General features: G+C 66.8%; 14 protein-coding genes. 7 read left to right on the top strand and 7 right to left on the bottom strand.

The annotated features are described in order from the left end of the window. The first annotated feature begins 59 nt into the window (after window positions 1–59). A complete protein-coding gene (locus HUA74_RS19770) occupies window positions 60–2195 on the top strand; it encodes a carboxypeptidase-like regulatory domain-containing protein (RefSeq protein WP_174455745.1) in 2136 nt (711 codons plus the stop codon). Between the two features lie 242 nt (window positions 2196–2437). Beyond that, on the top strand, window positions 2438–3511 hold the full coding sequence (locus tag HUA74_RS19765; RefSeq protein ID WP_371817270.1) for a PQQ-binding-like beta-propeller repeat protein: 1074 nt from the start codon (window positions 2438–2440) through the stop codon (window positions 3509–3511). A gap of 63 nt (window positions 3512–3574) precedes the next feature. On the opposite strand, the gene HUA74_RS19760 is transcribed toward HUA74_RS19765, so the two are convergent. Then, window positions 3575–4378: a TetR family transcriptional regulator gene (locus tag HUA74_RS19760; RefSeq protein WP_371817269.1), complete on the bottom strand. Its 804-nt coding sequence runs from the start codon at window positions 4376–4378 to the stop codon at window positions 3575–3577. Between HUA74_RS19760 and HUA74_RS19755 the strand changes: the two genes are divergently transcribed. Then, window positions 4371–5036, top strand: a complete 666-nt coding sequence (locus HUA74_RS19755; RefSeq protein WP_174455743.1) for an O-methyltransferase — start codon at window positions 4371–4373, stop codon at window positions 5034–5036. The two genes, HUA74_RS19760 and HUA74_RS19755, sit on opposite strands and share 8 nt — an antisense overlap. A 222-nt stretch (window positions 5037–5258) precedes the next feature. Here HUA74_RS19755 and HUA74_RS19750 read toward each other — a convergent pair whose 3' ends face one another. Further along, window positions 5259–5570 (bottom strand): hypothetical protein, encoded by a 312-nt coding sequence (locus HUA74_RS19750; protein WP_174455742.1) that lies wholly within the window; start codon window positions 5568–5570, stop codon window positions 5259–5261. A 290-nt stretch (window positions 5571–5860) separates the two neighbouring features. Between HUA74_RS19750 and HUA74_RS19745 the strand changes: the two genes are divergently transcribed. Next, window positions 5861–6151, top strand: a complete 291-nt coding sequence (locus tag HUA74_RS19745) for a hypothetical protein (protein ID WP_174455741.1) — start codon at window positions 5861–5863, stop codon at window positions 6149–6151. Between the two features lie 100 nt (window positions 6152–6251). Next, the gene (locus tag HUA74_RS19740) at window positions 6252–6854 is read left to right on the top strand and encodes a hypothetical protein (protein WP_174455740.1); all 603 of its coding nucleotides are present in this window, start codon (window positions 6252–6254) and stop codon (window positions 6852–6854) included. Between the two features lie 145 nt (window positions 6855–6999). Here HUA74_RS19740 and HUA74_RS19735 read toward each other — a convergent pair whose 3' ends face one another. Both HUA74_RS19735 and HUA74_RS19730 read right to left on the bottom strand, forming a co-directional pair. Next, window positions 7000–7332: a hypothetical protein gene (locus tag HUA74_RS19735; RefSeq protein ID WP_174455739.1), complete on the bottom strand. Its 333-nt coding sequence runs from the start codon at window positions 7330–7332 to the stop codon at window positions 7000–7002. Between the two features lie 430 nt (window positions 7333–7762). After that, entirely contained in the window at window positions 7763–10234 is a 2472-nt protein-coding gene (locus HUA74_RS19730; RefSeq protein ID WP_174455738.1) for an Ig-like domain-containing protein, read from the bottom strand. A 556-nt stretch (window positions 10235–10790) separates the two neighbouring features. On the opposite strand from HUA74_RS19730, the gene HUA74_RS19725 reads away from it, so the two are divergent. Further along, window positions 10791–12857 carry a hypothetical protein gene (locus HUA74_RS19725; protein ID WP_174455737.1) on the top strand — a complete coding sequence of 689 codons (2067 nt, stop codon included), beginning with the start codon at window positions 10791–10793 and terminating at the stop codon, window positions 12855–12857. 175 nt (window positions 12858–13032) lie between these two features. Here the strand turns inward: HUA74_RS19725 and HUA74_RS19720 are convergent, their stop codons facing one another. Further along, on the bottom strand, window positions 13033–14322 hold the full coding sequence (locus HUA74_RS19720; protein WP_174455736.1) for a serpin family protein: 1290 nt from the start codon (window positions 14320–14322) through the stop codon (window positions 13033–13035). 543 nt (window positions 14323–14865) lie between these two features. Between HUA74_RS19720 and HUA74_RS19715 the strand changes: the two genes are divergently transcribed. After that, the gene (locus HUA74_RS19715) at window positions 14866–15108 is read left to right on the top strand and encodes a hypothetical protein (RefSeq protein ID WP_174455735.1); all 243 of its coding nucleotides are present in this window, start codon (window positions 14866–14868) and stop codon (window positions 15106–15108) included. A 902-nt stretch (window positions 15109–16010) separates the two neighbouring features. Here the strand turns inward: HUA74_RS19715 and HUA74_RS19710 are convergent. Both HUA74_RS19710 and HUA74_RS19705 read right to left on the bottom strand, forming a co-directional pair. Then, the gene (locus HUA74_RS19710) at window positions 16011–16217 is read right to left on the bottom strand and encodes a hypothetical protein (RefSeq protein ID WP_174455734.1); all 207 of its coding nucleotides are present in this window, start codon (window positions 16215–16217) and stop codon (window positions 16011–16013) included. A 205-nt stretch (window positions 16218–16422) separates the two neighbouring features. Further along, window positions 16423–16662: a hypothetical protein gene (locus HUA74_RS19705; RefSeq protein WP_174455733.1), complete on the bottom strand. Its 240-nt coding sequence runs from the start codon at window positions 16660–16662 to the stop codon at window positions 16423–16425. Between the last annotated feature and the right edge of the window lie 302 nt (window positions 16663–16964).

Below are 16964 nucleotides of genomic sequence, written 5' to 3'. Positions count from 1 at the left end.
CGACGAATCGCGCGAGCACCTCAATGGGCAGGCGAGGGTAGAGTGGCCTCGGAGGTGGCATGCGCCTTCGTCTTTTCCATCACGCGTTGTGGGTCCTGTCGGTCCTGCTCTTGACGTCCGCGGTGGCCGAGGAGCCCTCGGCCAGGGGGCCCCATTTCATCGAGGGGCTCGTCGTCTCCTCCTCGGGGCCGGTGCCCGACGTGGAGGTGCGAGCCACCTTCCGTGAGCACGTCCTGAGCACCCGCACCGACGCGCGAGGCCACTTCGTGTTCCGAGGCGTGGCCGGCGCACCATGGGGCCTGACAGCGACGCGTGGCTCCGAACTGGGGACCCAGAGAGTGACGATGGTGATGGGCAACGAGCGCTTCGTGGGAATCGAGCTGGCACCGCCCCGGGTCGTGAAGGGCCGTGTGCGCGGGGCGGCCGGCACTCCCCTGAAGGGCGTTCGGGTCCGAGCAGGAATCCAGCAGCGCCTCGGGCTGCTGAAGTACCAGGAGGTGCTCACCGGCGAGGACGGCGGGTTCGAGGTGCCTGTGCCCGGGTTCTCGCCCATCGCGGTCCTGGTGAATGCTCCCGAGCACGTGTCGCGGTACATCGCCCCCGTCTCGGTGGTGGCCCCGCTGGACGTGGTCCTCGAGCGCTCGGAGACGCTGCGGGGCGAGGTCGTCGACAGCGATGGGAAGCCCGTGGTCGGCGCCTGGATTCACCTCAAGCACTACGGCCGAGTGGGCTTCCCCTCGACGTGTTTCTGGCCGCCGCCGCTCTCGGCCCAGACGCGGGCCGACGGCTCCTTCGAGCTGCCGGAGCTGGCGCGGGGCCGCTATTCCTTCCTGGTCGAGCCCAAGGACCGGCTCTCCGCGCTGGGCGAGGTGGTGATTCCCTCACAGAAGGTGCGCTGGGAGGTGCCCGCGGGTGGGCGATTGACTGTCGCCGTCGTGCTCCCCAAGGGATTGACTCATCCGATATGGGTGCACGTGGACGGGCCGCTCGGGCACCGCGATGTCCGAACCTCCTCCAGGGCTCGGCGTCCGGATGAAGCAGGGCGCGCGAGCTTCGATGGGATGGTTCCCGGCAGGTACCTCGTGTCCTTGAGCTTCGACGTGCTGGAGGAGTATCGGAGGGTCTCCCGTGAGTTTCGCTTCGAGGGCGAAGCGCGGACGCTCACGTTGGACCTCCAAGGCGCTCGCCGCTTTCGTGGCCGGCTCGTCGACGAGCGCGGCGTGGCCATCCAGGGCGGGCACGCGGAACTCAACCTGGAGCTGACAGGAGGGACGAAGCTGCTGATTCGCCGGGCGACGGCGCGCAACGGGGGCTTCGCGTTCGAGCACGTTCCGCCGGGCGAGGCGAGTGTGTTCGCGGACGCGCAGGGCCATGACGAATCGCAGCGGGTGAAGGTCCTGGATGAGCAGCCCGAGCCGGTCCGGCTCGTATCGAAGCGCGAGGCGAGTGTCCGCGACGCGGTCCGGGTGAGTGGCCGGGTGGTGGATGCTCGGGGCCGTCCCATCCCGTCCTTCCAGGTGGCGCACCAGTCATTCGAGAACGCGCAGGGGCGCTTCTCCTTGTCCTTCCCTGTCGAAGGGAACAAGCCCCTGTACGTGAGCATCTCCGCGGAGGGGTTCGCTCCCGAGCTCCGGAAGCTCGCGCCTCGCGCCGGGGCGACAGTCCGTATCGGGGACATCAAGCTGGGGATGGGGCGGCTGCTCACGGGGCGCGTGGAGGCACCGAACGGGCAGGGGCTCTGGGAGGCCACGGTGCGGTGCAGATGGCCCGAGCTGCCCGGACGTGACGGGCCGGATGTCTGCTTCGGAGCCACCTATCCGGATGGAAGTCTCTATCTCTCAGGCGTTCCCGACGAGCCCTTCCTGCTGGAGATCCAACATCACGAGTGGCCGAGGACGCGGCGGCTCATCCCCGCGGGTGTCGACACCGCGCACCTGCGTCTGTCGCCCGGGCTCACGCTGGAAGGCGTGGTGAGGGATGCCCGGGGCCTGCCCCTGGAGTCGGGCGGCGTGCTCGCGCGAATCGATGGAGAGGACCACTTCGGGACGCTCTCGACGGACGGGACCTATGTCCTGCGGGTCCCGCCCGGGGCCGGCGCCATCGAGGTGCTCAATCGACCCAGTGAGCCGGTGCCCTTCGAGGGCGCTGAAGGCCAGACGGTGCGCGCGAACCTGGTGGTGTTGACGGGAAATTGATGTGAGGCCGACAGGGGCCGGGTGAGAGCTACTTGGGGGCGCGGGCCGGCGTCTCAAGCTCCCGCCGGGCCCTGGACTTGGAATCGTCACTCGAGCAGCTTCCCATTCAAGTCGTACCGCTCGCGTCCTTGGCCGACTCACCGGCCGCACCCAGCGCCACGCCTGGCGCGACGAATCACCTCCAGCCGCGCTCCTGGCGTGACGCCGCGGCCCCGCTGCCCACCCAAGCCGGAGAACCTCCCGTGTCAGACTCATCTCGCTCCCTCTTCTTTGGCGCCAATGCCGCGCGGACCGGTCACTTCGAGGGAGCGGGACCTCTCGTGGTCAAGAGGGCCCGCTGGAAGTTCGCGCCGAGTTCGCCCGTGACCACTCGCAACACGCCTGCAATCCATGATGGCGTGCTGTTCGCGAACTTCGATAACGACAAGCTCTACGCGCTCGACCTCTCGAAGGGAAAGGAGCTGTGGAACGTGCGGGTCGGAGGGGGCGTTCCCGAGAGCATCTCGAATCCGATGGTTGCGCATGGGTTGCTCTTCGTCGTCGGTGGCGGGCAGTGCCACGCCGTTGACCTGGGCACGCACGCCATCCGCTGGAGCGTCTCGTGCGACGCCGAGGCGACCTCCTCTCCCATCGTTGTCGACGATGACGTCTACGTGGGAACGCGGCTCGGTGAGGTGGTCGCCATCGACGCGCGCACGGGAGCCGAGCGATGGCGCGTGCAGCTGCGCCGTGGTGAGAGCGTGCAGTCCGCGGTCAGCGTGACGCGCGAGTACGTCGTCGTCGGGACCAGCCAGGGCTTCGCCGAGGGCCACGTCGTCGCGCTCGACCGCGCCACGGGAGTCGAGCGATGGTCGGCGAAGGCCGGTGCGATGGGCCATGGCGGAGCGCCCGCCATCAACGGCAGCACGGTCTATGCCCTGTCCGGCATGGGGAAGCGCCTTCGCGCGCTCGACCTCGCCAGCGGCAAGGAGCGTTGGGCCTACGAGACGCGCGGCGCGCTGTGGGGGACGCCCGCCGTCGCGGATGGCGTCGTGTGCTTCACCGGTGATCACGCGATTCTCCACGCACTGAACGAAAAGACCGGGAAGGAGCTTTGGTCAGTCACGCTCGACAAGTCGCCTGCCGCCACGGTCTCGCCGGCAATCGCAGGGGGCGTCGTCTACATGGGGGCTGGCAACGCCATCCACGCCTGGACGTTTCGGGAGGGAACAGAGCGCTGGCGGTGGAAGGCGCCCTACCGCGTGACGACGGCGCCGCTCGTCGCCGACGGCACGGTCTACGTGGGCTGTGAACGCGCGGTCATCGCGCTGGCGTAGCGTCCGGGTCCGGACCCGCCCCTGAATCGTGTGCGGTGGGTTCGGAGAGGCAGCCGAAAGGCCTCACGGCCGCCTTGCCGAGGGGCGTCGTGAAGGAGGGGGCTGTGCCGCGTCGACCGCGGTCGAGGGAGCGATGTCCTTCCCCGAGAGTGTCTCCAGGTACGCACAGAGCATGTCGGCCAACGCATCGGAGTAGCTGGCAATCTCCGAGGGTGTTCGAGGCCTCTCCGAGAAGGATTTCCCCACCGCGCTGAGCGTCGTCATGACGAGATCTCCCGCGAGCATGCGCGCCGGTCTGGGTGTTGTGGGCAGGGCCTCGCGCATGAAGCCCTCGAACGTGGCCTTGCTCGAGGCTCGCACCTCGCGGGCTTCGGGCGCATCCCGATAGAGAGGCGCGGCGTCACTCAGCGCGACACGGACCGCGGCCTCGTCGCACTCGGATTGGATGAAGGTGTGAACGAGGGCGCGGAGCCGTGCAAGCGGCGGACGCGTCGTGTCCTCGAGCAGCTTCCGAGTGAGCGCTGTCGTCTGTCTCCACTCGTCTGTCTGGAGTCGGAAGAGGACCGCCGCTTTGTTCGGGAAGTACTGGTACAGCGACCCGACGCTGACGCCGGCCTTCTCGGCCACGCGTGCCATCGTGAAGCGCGGTGCCCCCTCCTTCGCGAGAACCTGAATAGCCGCGCGGAGGACCGCGTCGACGAGCTCGTTCGAGCGCGCCTGTTGGGGCTCTTTTCTCGTGGAGATTCGAGGACTTCGTCGCGGGCTCATGCGCACTCCCGTCAATGCGAATTGTGAACCTGAATGATTCGTCGCATTTTGTCCAGCGTCACACTTGATGCCGCACGGAACGGAGAAACCGATGACCACGCTGACCGAAAACCCTCTCGCCCCCCTGCTCAACCGCTTGTTCGAGGAGGCCGAGGCGGTGTCGCCTCTCGCCATCCCGGAGATAGCGGCGCTCTCGCGCGAGGAGCGGGAGCGCATGATGCGAAGCAAGACGGACTACCTGGAGTTCTACGGACGGCTCAAGAACGCCGCGCTGGCCGTGTCGCGCGAGACGGGCCTCCTGCTCTACATGCTGGCGCGCGGTTCGGGCGCGAGGACCATCGTCGAGTTCGGGACGTCGTTCGGAATCTCCACGCTGCATCTGGCCGCCGCCCTCCGCGACAATGGTGGGGGCCGCGTCATCACGAGTGAATTCGAGCCGTCGAAGGTCGCTCGTGCACGAAGCAACCTCGAAGCGGGAGGCCTCGCGGACCTGGTGGAGATTCGCGAAGGAGATGCACTGAAGACTCTCGCGCTCGACCTCCCCCCGCGGGTCGACCTGCTCCTGCTCGACGGGGCGAAGGCGCTCTACCCGGACATCCTGCGAATGCTCGAGGGCCAGCTCCGTCCGGGGGCGCTCATCGTCGCCGACAACGCCGACGACAGCCCCGACTACCTCGCGCGGGTTCGAGACCCGAGGAATGGCTATCTCTCGACGCCATTCGCGGAGGACGTCGAGCTGTCCATGCGGCTCGGCTGAAGTGTGAGGACAGCCGCGACATGAATCGCGAGTCCCCAGGTTGCCCACCGACAGCCCCGCTTCGACTTCATGGAGCTGTGGTGGGCAGGCCTGAAGCGGCCCACGCAGGGCACGAGGGTGAAACGGAAGGCCCGCACTACTCGCCGACGATGTCCGAGCCCATGCTCACGCCGACACTGTACGCGCGGCCTGGAAGGGATTGTCGGGGCCGGTCATTCGGACTCAGCCCGGAGTGCCGGAGGGCGCCGACGACTGTTCGAGCGTCAGTGATTCGATGCATACCTGTGCCGTGCTTGCTTCGGACGTCGCTTGCTCTGCCGCGCTCGCGTCCTCGGTCAATGGGGCCGATCCACCCAGCCCTTCTCCACATTCGCAGGGGCCAAAACGGCTGTTGACGCAGTAGCGCACGCTCATCGAGCCGTCGGGACAGAGGCACGTCTGGGTGTCTCCGTCCTGACAGAAGGCCAGTGCACTTCCAGTGGGGAACGCCAGTGCAGCCACCAACAGCAGTCCCTGCATGAGTTTCGAAGTCATACGCGCACTCCTGGGGGTTGGACCCGGACATCCGGATTCATTCGCATCATGAACCCGATGTCTGCGCATGGCCATGCGGGAAATCCCTATCTTCTCGTGAGGTCGTCAGTCGCCGTGGCGACCCGCGGGGAAGCAAGGGCCGCACCGGTCAGCGACAGAGAAGGTTGTCTCCTGGAGGGTATCCAAGGCCCAGGCTCCTCGCGGAGGAAGGAGGGGCCCAGGGCTTGTTCGACGAGTGCTACTCTTGTAATGGAATGAACATCGGGAACTCAGTTCCAGGAGAAAAATCCATGTGGGGAGCGATGGTCATCCGGGGCGTGTTGCTGGCGACGGGGCTGCTGGTGATGGGATGTGGTGGGTCGGGCGTTCCCTCTGAAGTGGAGGAGGACGTCGCGTCTCGTGAGGAGGGCCTGCACCCGATCTGCCACTCTCTGTACCGCGTGAAGTTCTACACCAACAGCGCCTACTCGACCCTGAGCGGGGAGGGGGCGTGTCTCACCTGTGAGCAGGCGATGACCCTCTACTACGGCCTGCCCACCAGCTACGCGGTCTACGAAGACGTGCGCGACATCTGCTTCTAGCGGATGAAGTTGTTGGGCATGCCGAGCACCTCGTTCGGGAGGTGCTGGGGGAGCTGCGTGACGAAGACGGGCTCGAGCCAGCGCTGTAGACTCATCCCTCATGTCTCCAAAGGCCCAGCCCTACACGACGCTCACCGGTGCGCGGTTCGAACCCCTGGCAACGGAGGTGGGTCTCGAGCGTTATTCCCTGATCGAGGTCAGCGATGATTCGGTCAACTACGAGGACCTCTTCGGCGGACGTGACGTCACCTTCGTGGTGCACGAGGGCACGCTCTCGTTGAGTGGTCCGACGTACGTGGGCAATGAGGATCCGATGGTGTGCGTCGTCGAAGGGGACGTCATCGTCGACGGCCCGCTGGTGATTCGCGACGTGGGCGTCTACGTGCCGCTGTGGATCAAGGGCTCGCTGATTGCGAGCGACCTCTTGTTGGTACACGAGGCGCAGGTGTTCATCGAGGGGGACCTCAAGCTGACGGGCAATCTCGTCACAAATGGGACGGATGCGACGCATCTGGTCGTCCACGGTGAGGCCCAGGTCGGCGCGTGGCTGCGGCCGAGTCAGAGAGGAGCCATCTATCTGCCGGCGTCGATTCCGGACCCCATCGAGGGAGATGCTCTCGCGGCTCGGCTTTCGCCCACGCTCAGCTCGTCACAGTCGTGGGTCGAGCACGTGCTCGCGGGGCAGCGGCTGCTGCGCGACTGAGGAAGAGGGACGGTCAATGCATAGGAGGGATGGGAGCCCCCTGCACGTACGGCAAGACCCGCCGCCTGCCTCCACACCTCACGCCGGCGAACACGTTGAAGTCGAACGTCCTCCTCGAATGGCCTTTCGGGAGGACGATGGGGACTCAGTCCAGTCGGCCCCGCAGTGACGGCTCGAGCTGTTGCAGCAGCTCTCGGGCCTGCTCTTCCTCCGTGAGGTGACGCTCGTAGCGCAGCCGGCCCGCCGTGAGCTCCCAGCAGTCGAGGATATCCTCGCACTGCGTGAGGATGGCGTACCAGCGCGCATCCTCGAGCAGCGGCGCGGCACTCTCGAGGATGCGCTGCGCCAGCGCGTACTGCGCGTACACCATGTCAGCGCCGGCCGGCATGAACTCGAGGTAGAGCGACGCGGGCGGCAGCGGGGTGCTGTCACTCAGGTTGAAGCGCGGCCCACGACGGCCGGACCCTGGCTCGAACAACCCGATTGCGTTGCGCGGCGGCCCCCTCCCATGTCCGGGTTTCGCGCCAGCGCCTCGGCCACCAGGCGCCGCGCCTCCTCCTCGCTTCCAGCCCGGACGGGGAGCATGGCGGTCCATCGGGGGTGGAGCGGAGCGACCTGCCAGACGCGGACGGTATGCATCAGCGAGGACCCGAGCCCCTCCATGTGCGCCGAGGGCGCCTTGCTGCCGGGCGGATCTCGCTTCATCGACTGCCCAACATAGAGCAACCGAACAGGTGCGTCGACCTGCCCGAACTCGGGCCATGGGAATCTCGCGCACGCTCGACCTCGGCGAGGGAGACCAGTCCGATGGGTGGACCGGCCACCTCGAATCAGCTCACGACGGCGTCACCTTCCCTCGGGTCCGAGGCCCCCAATCCGCGCGAGCAGTGGGGGCCTCGCGTCATCGCCTACGGGCGCTGCTGAGCGAGCAACCACTCGTAGAGGTTCGGGGAGTGATACGTGTGGTCCGTGTAGTAGGCCCGGGTGTAGGCCGCATGTCCCACGTTCTCGTAGCGAGTCACCACCGTCGGTGACGGAGGCGCGCAGGCGTTCAGTCGCGCGACGAAGTCCGTGGCCGTCCGCCCCCAACTGCTGTCGTTCGCCCCGTAGAACTGCCAGACCTTCACGTCCGCCTGCGCGAGATGGCACGCGTCGGTCGTCACGTTGTCCAGGTCCGGCGTCCAGATGATGCCGCCGTAGTGGGCACCATCCGTGGGGGCAATGGCCGCGATGCGCTGGGAGTTCGCGAGCGAGAACTCCACGAAGGCGGTGGTACCGAAGCCTCCCAGCGACAGGCCCGTCAGGTACACGCGCTTGGGATTGATGCGCAAGCCGGCCTGCGCGACGTCGAGCAGGCGCTCGATTTGATAGGGATGCCAGCTCGAGCCGCTCTCGCTCAACTGCGGGACGAGCACCACGAAGGACTCCGTCACCCCGTTGACTGTGAACTCCAGCGGTTGCCCCGCGTTGATCTGCGCGGGCACGCCATTGGCCAGCGTCCTGGACAGCTCCGTCGTGCCATTGCCACGCTCCCCGATGCCGTGGAGGAAGATGAGCAGCGGCCACCGACGGAGCGGGTCGGCGTCATACCCACGCGGCAACGACTCGTAGTACCCCATCTGACCGTTCCAGAGCTTGGGCACCGTGGTCACCCTCGGCGTGAGGGTGCGCTGGGTGACGGGCGGGGGCGGCGTGCTGGCGCGCCGGTGGGAGAGCATCCAGTGGTAGATGTTGCTGGCCACCGGCTGCGTGGGGGAAGCGCCCGAGCCGATGATCCAATGGTCCCCCGTCGTGGGGCGCGTGTAGCGCGGCGCAGGGTCCGGCGCGGGGGCGCAGGCGTTGAGGCCGTTCACCGCGGCGTCCGTCGAACTCACGTGCACCGTGCCGTCATCCGCCGCGTGGAAGGCCCACACGGGCACGTCCTCGGTGGCCAGCCGGCAGACCTGTGACACGCCGTTCACGCTGTAGACGCGCCCGCCCGAGAAGGGAACGATGGCGGCAATCTGGCGGGCGTGCGCGTCCGAGCGCTGCGGGAAGCTCCAGGTGTGGAACGCACCCAGCGAGAAGCCCATCAGGTACACGCGGTCCGAGTCGGCGCGGAGATTCGCCTTGGCCGAGTCGATCATCGCCTGGGTGAAGAAGTCCTGCCAGTCGCCGTAGTTTCCGTGGAGCTGCGGAATCATGACGATGAACGACTCGGTCACTCCGTTGATCGCGAACTCCAACGGCAGGTTGTCCCGGACGAGCGTCATGTTGCCGAGCACGCTCGGCAGCGACTCCGGGGTGCTGCCCTTCTCGCCGACGCCGTGGTGGAAGACGATGACTGGCCACTTGCGGTTCGGGTCCGTGTTGTACCCGCGAGGCAGCGACTCGTAGTAGTGGATGAGCTTGCCGCCCGCCGTGACGGACTTCTCGGTGAGCGTGCGCAGGAAGGGCGTGCCGCTTCCCGTACTCGGCACCACGGACACGCTCACGTCATCGGACGCGCTCGCGCCCTGGGCATCCGTCACCGTGAGGCGGAAGACGTAGGTCCCCTGCGCCAGGTTGCTCGCGACGAGCGGGGTCCAGGGGTTCTGGTAGAGCCGCGCCGTGGTGGGACCCGAGACCTGGGACCACACGAAGGTCATGCTCTGTCCCTCCGGGTCGGAGAAGGACTGCTGGAGCGCCACCGTGTTGGTGGGCAGCGGCACGGTGCGGTCGGCCCCGGCGTTCACCACGGGGGGCTGATTCACCACCACGCCGCCGTCCTGCTCGATGACCTCGAGCACGCCCAGGTAGCCGAAGATAGCGCCGGGCTTCATCGTCACGGTGATGTCCAAAGCCCCGTTGGAGGGCACCAGGTTCGTCAACTCCACCACGCCGTCGATGTTGTTGGTCGCCTGCAGCTCCACCGCCTGCGTGCCCACCGTGTAGCGCGTCGTCCTGTCCGCCGAGTCACCCGCCATCCGCGACGCATAGAAGCGCAGCGAGTAGGTGCCATTGATGGCCAGCCCGGAGAGGCGGACCTGCGCCTGCGAGTCCGTCGTCCCCTCGTTGGTGCCAATGAAGAACGTGTCCCGCGTGGCCGACGCGGGATAGACGGTGCTCGCGGTGGTGCCCCCGCCGTTGTAGGCGCCCGTCCAGCCCTGCCAGAACCCGTCCGTTATCTGGAGCGACAACCCCGAGCCCACGCCCGTGGCGTCCACCAGGTTGCTCAGCGATGAGCCCGTGGAGCCGAAGTGGAGATTGTTCCACCCCGGCGTGGCGGTGGGCCCGTCACCGAAGTCGACGAGGAAGCGCCGCTCGGCGGCGACGGCCTCGGAGGCGCCCCAGACCTGGAGGAGCAGTGAGACCACCGCGAACATGGGAAGTCCGGGCAGTGCCCGGCGGGAGAGACGCATGATGGAGAACCCTCCTTGGTTCACCTCCATGGTATCCAGGCCTGTCAATATTTACACGAATTTCGTGTTCCTTTGACTGTCGTAGTACCACTGTATCTGTATCCAGGCTGCCGGAAAGGTGGCCCCCCGCCGTGGCCTCGAGACGCCGTCTGGGGCACGTTGGTGCTGCCGCGCGTCTTTGCGCCAGGTCCCGAATCGTGTGCACGTGGTCCGGAGAGGGGCGGGGAGGAAGGCTCCTCGGAGGCATCATTCAGTGGTGTCTTGGATTGAAGTCAGCAGGCCCTGTCGAGAGAGCGACGATCATTTCAGACGCCAGTAACTTCAATGGCAACGGCCATGATGAGATGCAGAGCGCTGGCTCGGTCCGGGTAGGCTCGTCGGACAGAAGTGCGACAATGCTTGTTGCTTGGAAGATTCCTTTGGAATGGTAGTTGATTGGGGCTGGAACCTTTGCGTGGCCTTGATGGCAGGATTTGCGCCCGGAATGTGACGCTAATCACTCGCTTGGTGATATACAATCCGTGGCTGGGCCGGAAATTCTTCGCGGAGTTCCATCATGCCGCTACAATCGCGACGCCTCTTCTCGTGTCTTTGCATCTTGCTGCTGGCTGCGTGTGGAGGTGAGTCCTCCGACCTGGCCTCCCATTCCACCTCGCGCGGGTCGCTGGTCCAGGATGACTACGGAGACGTGCCGTGGGAGGCCACCCCTGTCGATCCCCATGCCGGCCCCATCGTGGGCGCCCTGGACTTCGACGGGGACCACGACGTCTTCTCCTTCACCGCCCAGGCTGGGCGCTACTACCGTTTCCAGTGCCTCTTCTCCGGCCCGCTCTCGGAGTGGACCCTTCGCCGCTTTGACGCCCAGATGCAGGGGGCGGAGACCGAGGGGGTCTGGGCGCCGCCTGGAATGGGCATCCACTTCAAGGTGGCGGTCACGGAGCCCACGTACCTGAGCATCTCCTCCCGGATCGCGGTGACGGTGAGTCCCTACTCCTGTGAAATCATCGAGCTGGGTTTGGACGACCATGGGGACCTGGCCGCCACCGCCACGCCCTGGAACCCAGCGACCGCTGCGACTGGCGTCCTTGAGTATGTCTTCGACCGGGATGTGTTCTCGCTGTCCCTTCCACGGGGAGCCGTCTATCGCGTGCGTTGCGAGTCGACGACGCTGAACCCCTGCAAGGTGAATGTCACCTCGCCGGTGGGGACTGCCACGGGAGCGACGGTCCAGGCAGCCGTCTTCAATGCCACGCACCCGGGGACCTACAGCGTAGAGGTCACCCCGGACTGGTACGCGCCCTTGCTCCTCAACGGTACCTACGCCCTCCAGCTCGACTTCCTCGAGGCCGACGACCATGGGGACGTGCTGGAGTTCGCCACACCGCTAACCCCTTCGCCCACGCCCTTCACCGGCAGGGTGTCGAATGCCAGGGACCGGGATGTCTTCACCTTCTCGGCGGTACAGGACCATCTCTATCGCTTCACCTGTAGTGCGCCACCGAGCCCTGGCCTCCTGCTCCGTGACGGCGCTGGGGTGGCGGTAGAGGGCTCGGTCCATGTGTCGGGTTGGAGCACGAGTGTCTCCGTGGAGGCGCCCGCTGCTGGTGGCTATTCCGTCGAACTCTTTCACGACAACTTCGTCGGCCCCTACACCTGCGCCCTTGAGGACCTGGGGCTGGATGACCATGGGGACTCGGCTGGCGTGGCGACGGCCATCGCGTTCCCCACGACGCTCGACGGCCACCTGGAGACGCGCGGGGACGTGGATGTGTTCGCGTTCCCTGTCCAGGCGGGGCGCATCTATCGCTTCCTTCGCACGAGTGGCACGGGGAGTTCCCAGTCCCTCCAGCTCAGGAATGCCCAGGGGCAGTCGCTCCAGACCTCGAACTCCGGGCATCTGATTCATGAGGCCACGGAGGACGCGCAGTACACCCTGGAGGTGAAGCTTGATCCCGGTGGCATCCGCTACCCAGGAACGTACGTCATCGAGGCCGCCGACATGGGGCCTGACGACCACGCGAACACGCAAGTGGGCGCGACCGTACTGGTGCCAGGGCAGACCGCGACGGGCTGGCGGCATCGCGAGCAGGACCGGGATGTCTTCGTCTTCCACGCGCAGGACCAGACCCTCTACAACTTGTACTGCACCGTGTGCGATCTCACCTTCGAGACGCCCAACGGGCCGGCGCGTCGGATTCACCATGGAGGTCCGACCCGGTTCTTTTTCGATCCGGTCGAGGCGGGGCCCATCTATGTCACCGTCAACCAGGCGTTCGTCGGGGCCTTCTATGACCTTCGGCTGGAGGTGGCCGCCGTGGATGACCATGGGGACGACGTGGCCCATGCCACGGTCATCACCTTCCCCTCGTCGTTCATGGCCGGGTTGGATTCCTTCTACGACGTGGATGTCTTCGCGGCCGACCTGGTGGCAGGTCAGCCGCGCCGGGTCCAGGTCCTGGGCGCCTACTCGATGTTCCAGGTGTTGGACCCGATGGGCCAGCCGGTGGCCGTGAACTCCGCGGGCGAGTTCACGCCGCAGCTCTCGGGGGGCCACCATGTCGTGGTCAAGGTCGACCCCTGGTATGCCTACCAATACGGGGCATTCCGGCTGACGCTGGACTGAGGTTGTCGGGGTTGCGCGAGGGCACGGAGGGTTCCTCCTCCGTGCCCTTGTTGTCTGGGGGCACACCTCCCGTGCGTGGCATCGAGAGCCGGGTGGCATCGAGTTGGAGAAGAGGCTCGCCACTCCGGAGGGCGCGACGAGCTGGACTCCGCCAGGGCGGGTCGTCCGGCGTCCCTCAGGGACTGACGATTCGCCCCAGGAAGAGCACGCTCTTCGTCTCCACCTCTTCGATGAAGAAGAAGAACGGGCGGTCCACCCGGAACTCCGGCGGGAGGGACACGGGGACGCCCTCGATGGCGGTGGCGGCGGCGGCCTCGGTGCCGCGCTCGTCCACGGCCACGAAGGTCTGGTGTTGCGCGCCGCTGAGCATCAAGCGCTCCTGCCGGGTGATTCCAGACAGGTCCGCCCGGGCGCCGAAGGCATCCACCATGCCCAACGCCTTCAGTGCGTCGACGACGGAGAGCGACTGGCTCACCTCGAAGCGAGGCATGCTCAGCATCACGCGATGGTCCCTCAATTGCGCGCGCACGGTGTCGAGGAAGGCGGCGGACAGGCGCTGCTCCACGTCCTGGAAGCGATTCGCATCGGGAATGACCAGAAGCATGCGGAAGGCGCGCCCCGCGTACGGAAGCGCGATGGCGTCATAACCATCACCCTCCGCGACGGGGAACAGCCAGGAGGTGTTCATCGTGGGGACAGGGGTCGTGGCTCCGTCCAGCCCGTGGAAGGGCTCCGAGCGGGTCCCCTGGGACATGAACGGCGCACGCCAGCTCCCCTTGAAGTACAAGGCATTGGCCAGGACCAGGCGCGTGTCCGGACGCACCTCGCCCTCGGGAATCAGGTCCTGGATGCGCCCGTTCGTCTTGCCGGAGACCCAGTCGTTGATGGAGCGACGCACGCCGTTCGCGTCCGCGGCGAAGTCCACCGCGTGCAGACCGGCGCCATGGTGCTCGGCGAGCACATCCAGGTAGGACGCCTCCAGGGGATAGCCCTGCTGGCTCCACAGGGCATTCACCGTGCGGAAGGTCGGCGCATCACCGGTGTCGCCATGCGACTGGCCGGCCTGGGCCTGGAGCGCCAGGTCCAATCGGTTGAGCGCGGGATGCAGCCGCTCCTGAGGCAGCGTGAAGCCCAGCGCCCGCGCCATCTGCGCCGCGGTGTCACCGCGCGCTCCGGCGTACACCATACTGAAGGCCCGGGTGAGGCTGAGCGGAGACAGGACGACATTCTCTCCGGGCTTGTCCACCTGCCGGTACATGGCCACGCCGAAGTCGGTGTTGCTCGCGACGAGCGAGGCGAAGTCGGTGTCGGAGACGACAGGCGCCGCCACCCGTTCCTTGTTGGAGGCCACCAGTTCCCCGGGAGCCGGAGTCTCGTCCTCCATGGGCGTCTGGCCGTCGGAGTGGCAGGCAGCCAATCCCAACAGCGCGGTGAATACACAAGCCTTCAGCGGGGTCGACGACATCGGGGTCCAGTCCTTTCGGAGTGCGGAGGACAGCCCTGGGAAGCAAGCGCCATGCGCATCCCTCCGGCCTGGGATTTCAATGGGTTGCCCTCGACGCGGGACGGCGCTCCTCGGATTTTCGAGGACAGGTCCTCGCCCCTTGAAGGAAATTCCGTGACGGCTGTTTCACCGAAACGGAAAGGCCTGGGATGACCAACCACCGGCTTACTCCAATCATCGTCCAGTCGGAGGACGTGGTCTCCCACGCCGACGAAGAGGTGGTTGCGGAAGAAGGCCCGTGAGTTCACGGGCCCCTTGGGGAGGGCGAGCTTCCGTCGGGGCCCGCACACGCGCCCGACACCGGAAAGCGGGTGGCGTGACGCGCGACGAGGGCCTTGCCCTGGAGCGCGAACAGACCGCCGTTGCCATACACGTAGAGCGTGCCCGCGTGGGACCTCAGACCGCGGAGCCTGCTCTGCTCCTTGCCCACCTGTTCGAAACACAGCTCCTTTCCCTCGGGCGTGAGCCGACCCAGCCCGTTCGCCGAGCACAGGCCAGGAAGTGGTGTGCGAGGACGGCGCGGACTACGTCTATGCCGACCTCTTCAACGACGACACGAACGTGGCGGAGACCCACTCCATCCTGCTCGCCTCCACCTCCGGAGAGAAATACGGTGACGGAAGAGTCTTCGCCCACGTACGGGTCGCGGCGACCGTGGCCACCGGTAAGGGCCGCGTGCTGCGCATGGAGCCGCTGTTGATGGCGCCTGGCGCAACGCTCATACATCAGAGGGATGGGGCCCAGTAGAGGGGAGGGAGGGTGCAGGGGGGCCGAGGAATGCCGCTGACGTGGCCGCCCGAGAGATGCACTCGTCCGGTGGACAGGCCGCGCAGCCCGCTTGGGGTACACGCCTGCCCAGACCTGCCCTGAGCCGTCCAACGACGCCGAGCGCTACTTCCTCTCGAGGGTGGCCGCGCAGCGGCTCGGCCGGCGCACCGTGGGGGTGGAAATCGAGGAGTAGTGCTACCGCGAGGTGGCCGCCCGGAGGCTTGAAGCGGCGGGACGCGAGTGCCCGGTGAGGGCAGCCTGACGTGCGCCCAAGCCCGCTCCGAAGCACCGGAGCGGGCATCGAGCTAAGTAGCCTGCAGCTCACCACCGGATTCGGGGCGGGAGCTACTCGCTGTGCGTCGCGCAGCTTGGCGATCTCGGGGAAGGTCGGTCCGCGCTAGGGCTCGCCCCCGGGCCCTACTGAATCTACTCCTCCGGGTCCGCAACTCTGTGGTGACTCCATGCAGTAGGGCGGATTCGCAGACGTGCCGGGGCAGCACGTCATCGCGCCTGGGTCGCGGCAACCGCTACTGCCATACGAAGCGCAAGTCCTGCGGCAAATAATACCGACACACGTATATGCAGCGGGGCAGGGCCCATCTTCAGGGAGACAGCGGTACAAGCCTTGCTCTTGCGCTTCGAAACTGGCCAGCTCTCCCTGCTCGTCCGCCGAAGTGCCACCACAGCCAGTCGCCGCGAGCCCCACTACGAATACACCCACCAGCAGTCCTCTGATGATGCTTTGCATGCGTCCCTCCGAGTGTGAACGTCGAGTCGGTGCAGCGATGCAATGGTAACACGTACAACAAGTGCGGGTTGGTTGATGGCGCTGGTAGCGGCAACACGGTACATCTGGTGCAAGGATGGCGCAGCGCTGCCCCCTATTGACTCTCCACAATCCGTTCGTCCACGAGCACACGAAAGCGCAATGCGCCTCGCCCCTCGCCCACCACCGAGACGAGGTAGGTGCGGCCGCGCTCCAACGGCAGTGCCTGTTGATTGACAGCGAAGCCTTCCGGGGGCTCGCCGTAGACGAGGCGCGTCGGGGACTGGCGCGCCGTCGTGGGCAGCGCCCGGACCGCCCACACGAGCGTTCCATCCTCGGTGACACCGTGGATTTGGCCGTACCGGGGCGCCTCACCGGGCCGAGAGGGCTCCCGGACCGAGAAGGCGGGGGCCGGCAGGAACTCCCTGTCGGGGCCAGCTCCACCACGAGCAGCGGCTCGCAGGCCCCCGCGAGCGCGCCGAGGAGGAGCGCCAAGCCCAGGAGGGGCAGACGTCGATGTCGCATGGCTACGGCGCTCCCCGGCCGGCGCGGACGTCCTTCGCCGCGGCGTCGAGCTGCGCGGTGTAGTCCACGCCATCGATGACGAGGGGCAGCGAAGGCTCCGCGAAGTCGCCGGCAAGGAAGCCCTGCTCGAGCAGTTCCGCCTGCTGCTCCGGGTTCATCTCCTCCCAGGACTTCCCCGCCTGGAGTGCCTTGAGGAAGTCGTACCCGTCTCCGAAGCGCTGCGCGAAGAGCGCCTCGCTCATGGAGTCGGTGCCACCATGCTGGTGCTCCCAGACGTGCGCCACCTCGTGGACGAGCAGGTCGAGCTGCAGGGGAGGTGGCCGGAGGGGATGTAGGTGGTGTCGCCATGGGTGAACGGCCGCCGCGACAACGTGAGGCGCCCCGCATCGCCTTCCTTGATGCTGATGCGCGAGGAGTCGATGGAGTCCCCGTACGCCTGCCGTAGCGCGGCGACCTCCGTGTCCGTGAGGTTTTTTGCGCACGGGCTCGATGCGCAGGAGTGTCTGGACCGCGCTGATGGCTCGGCCGCCCATGATGAGGGTGG

This window comes from Myxococcus sp. CA051A (assembly GCF_013336705.1).
Classification (GTDB): domain Bacteria; phylum Myxococcota; class Myxococcia; order Myxococcales; family Myxococcaceae; genus Myxococcus; species Myxococcus llanfairpwllgwyngyllgogerychwyrndrobwllllantysiliogogogochensis.
This window is presented reverse-complemented; position numbering and strand designations above follow the sequence as displayed.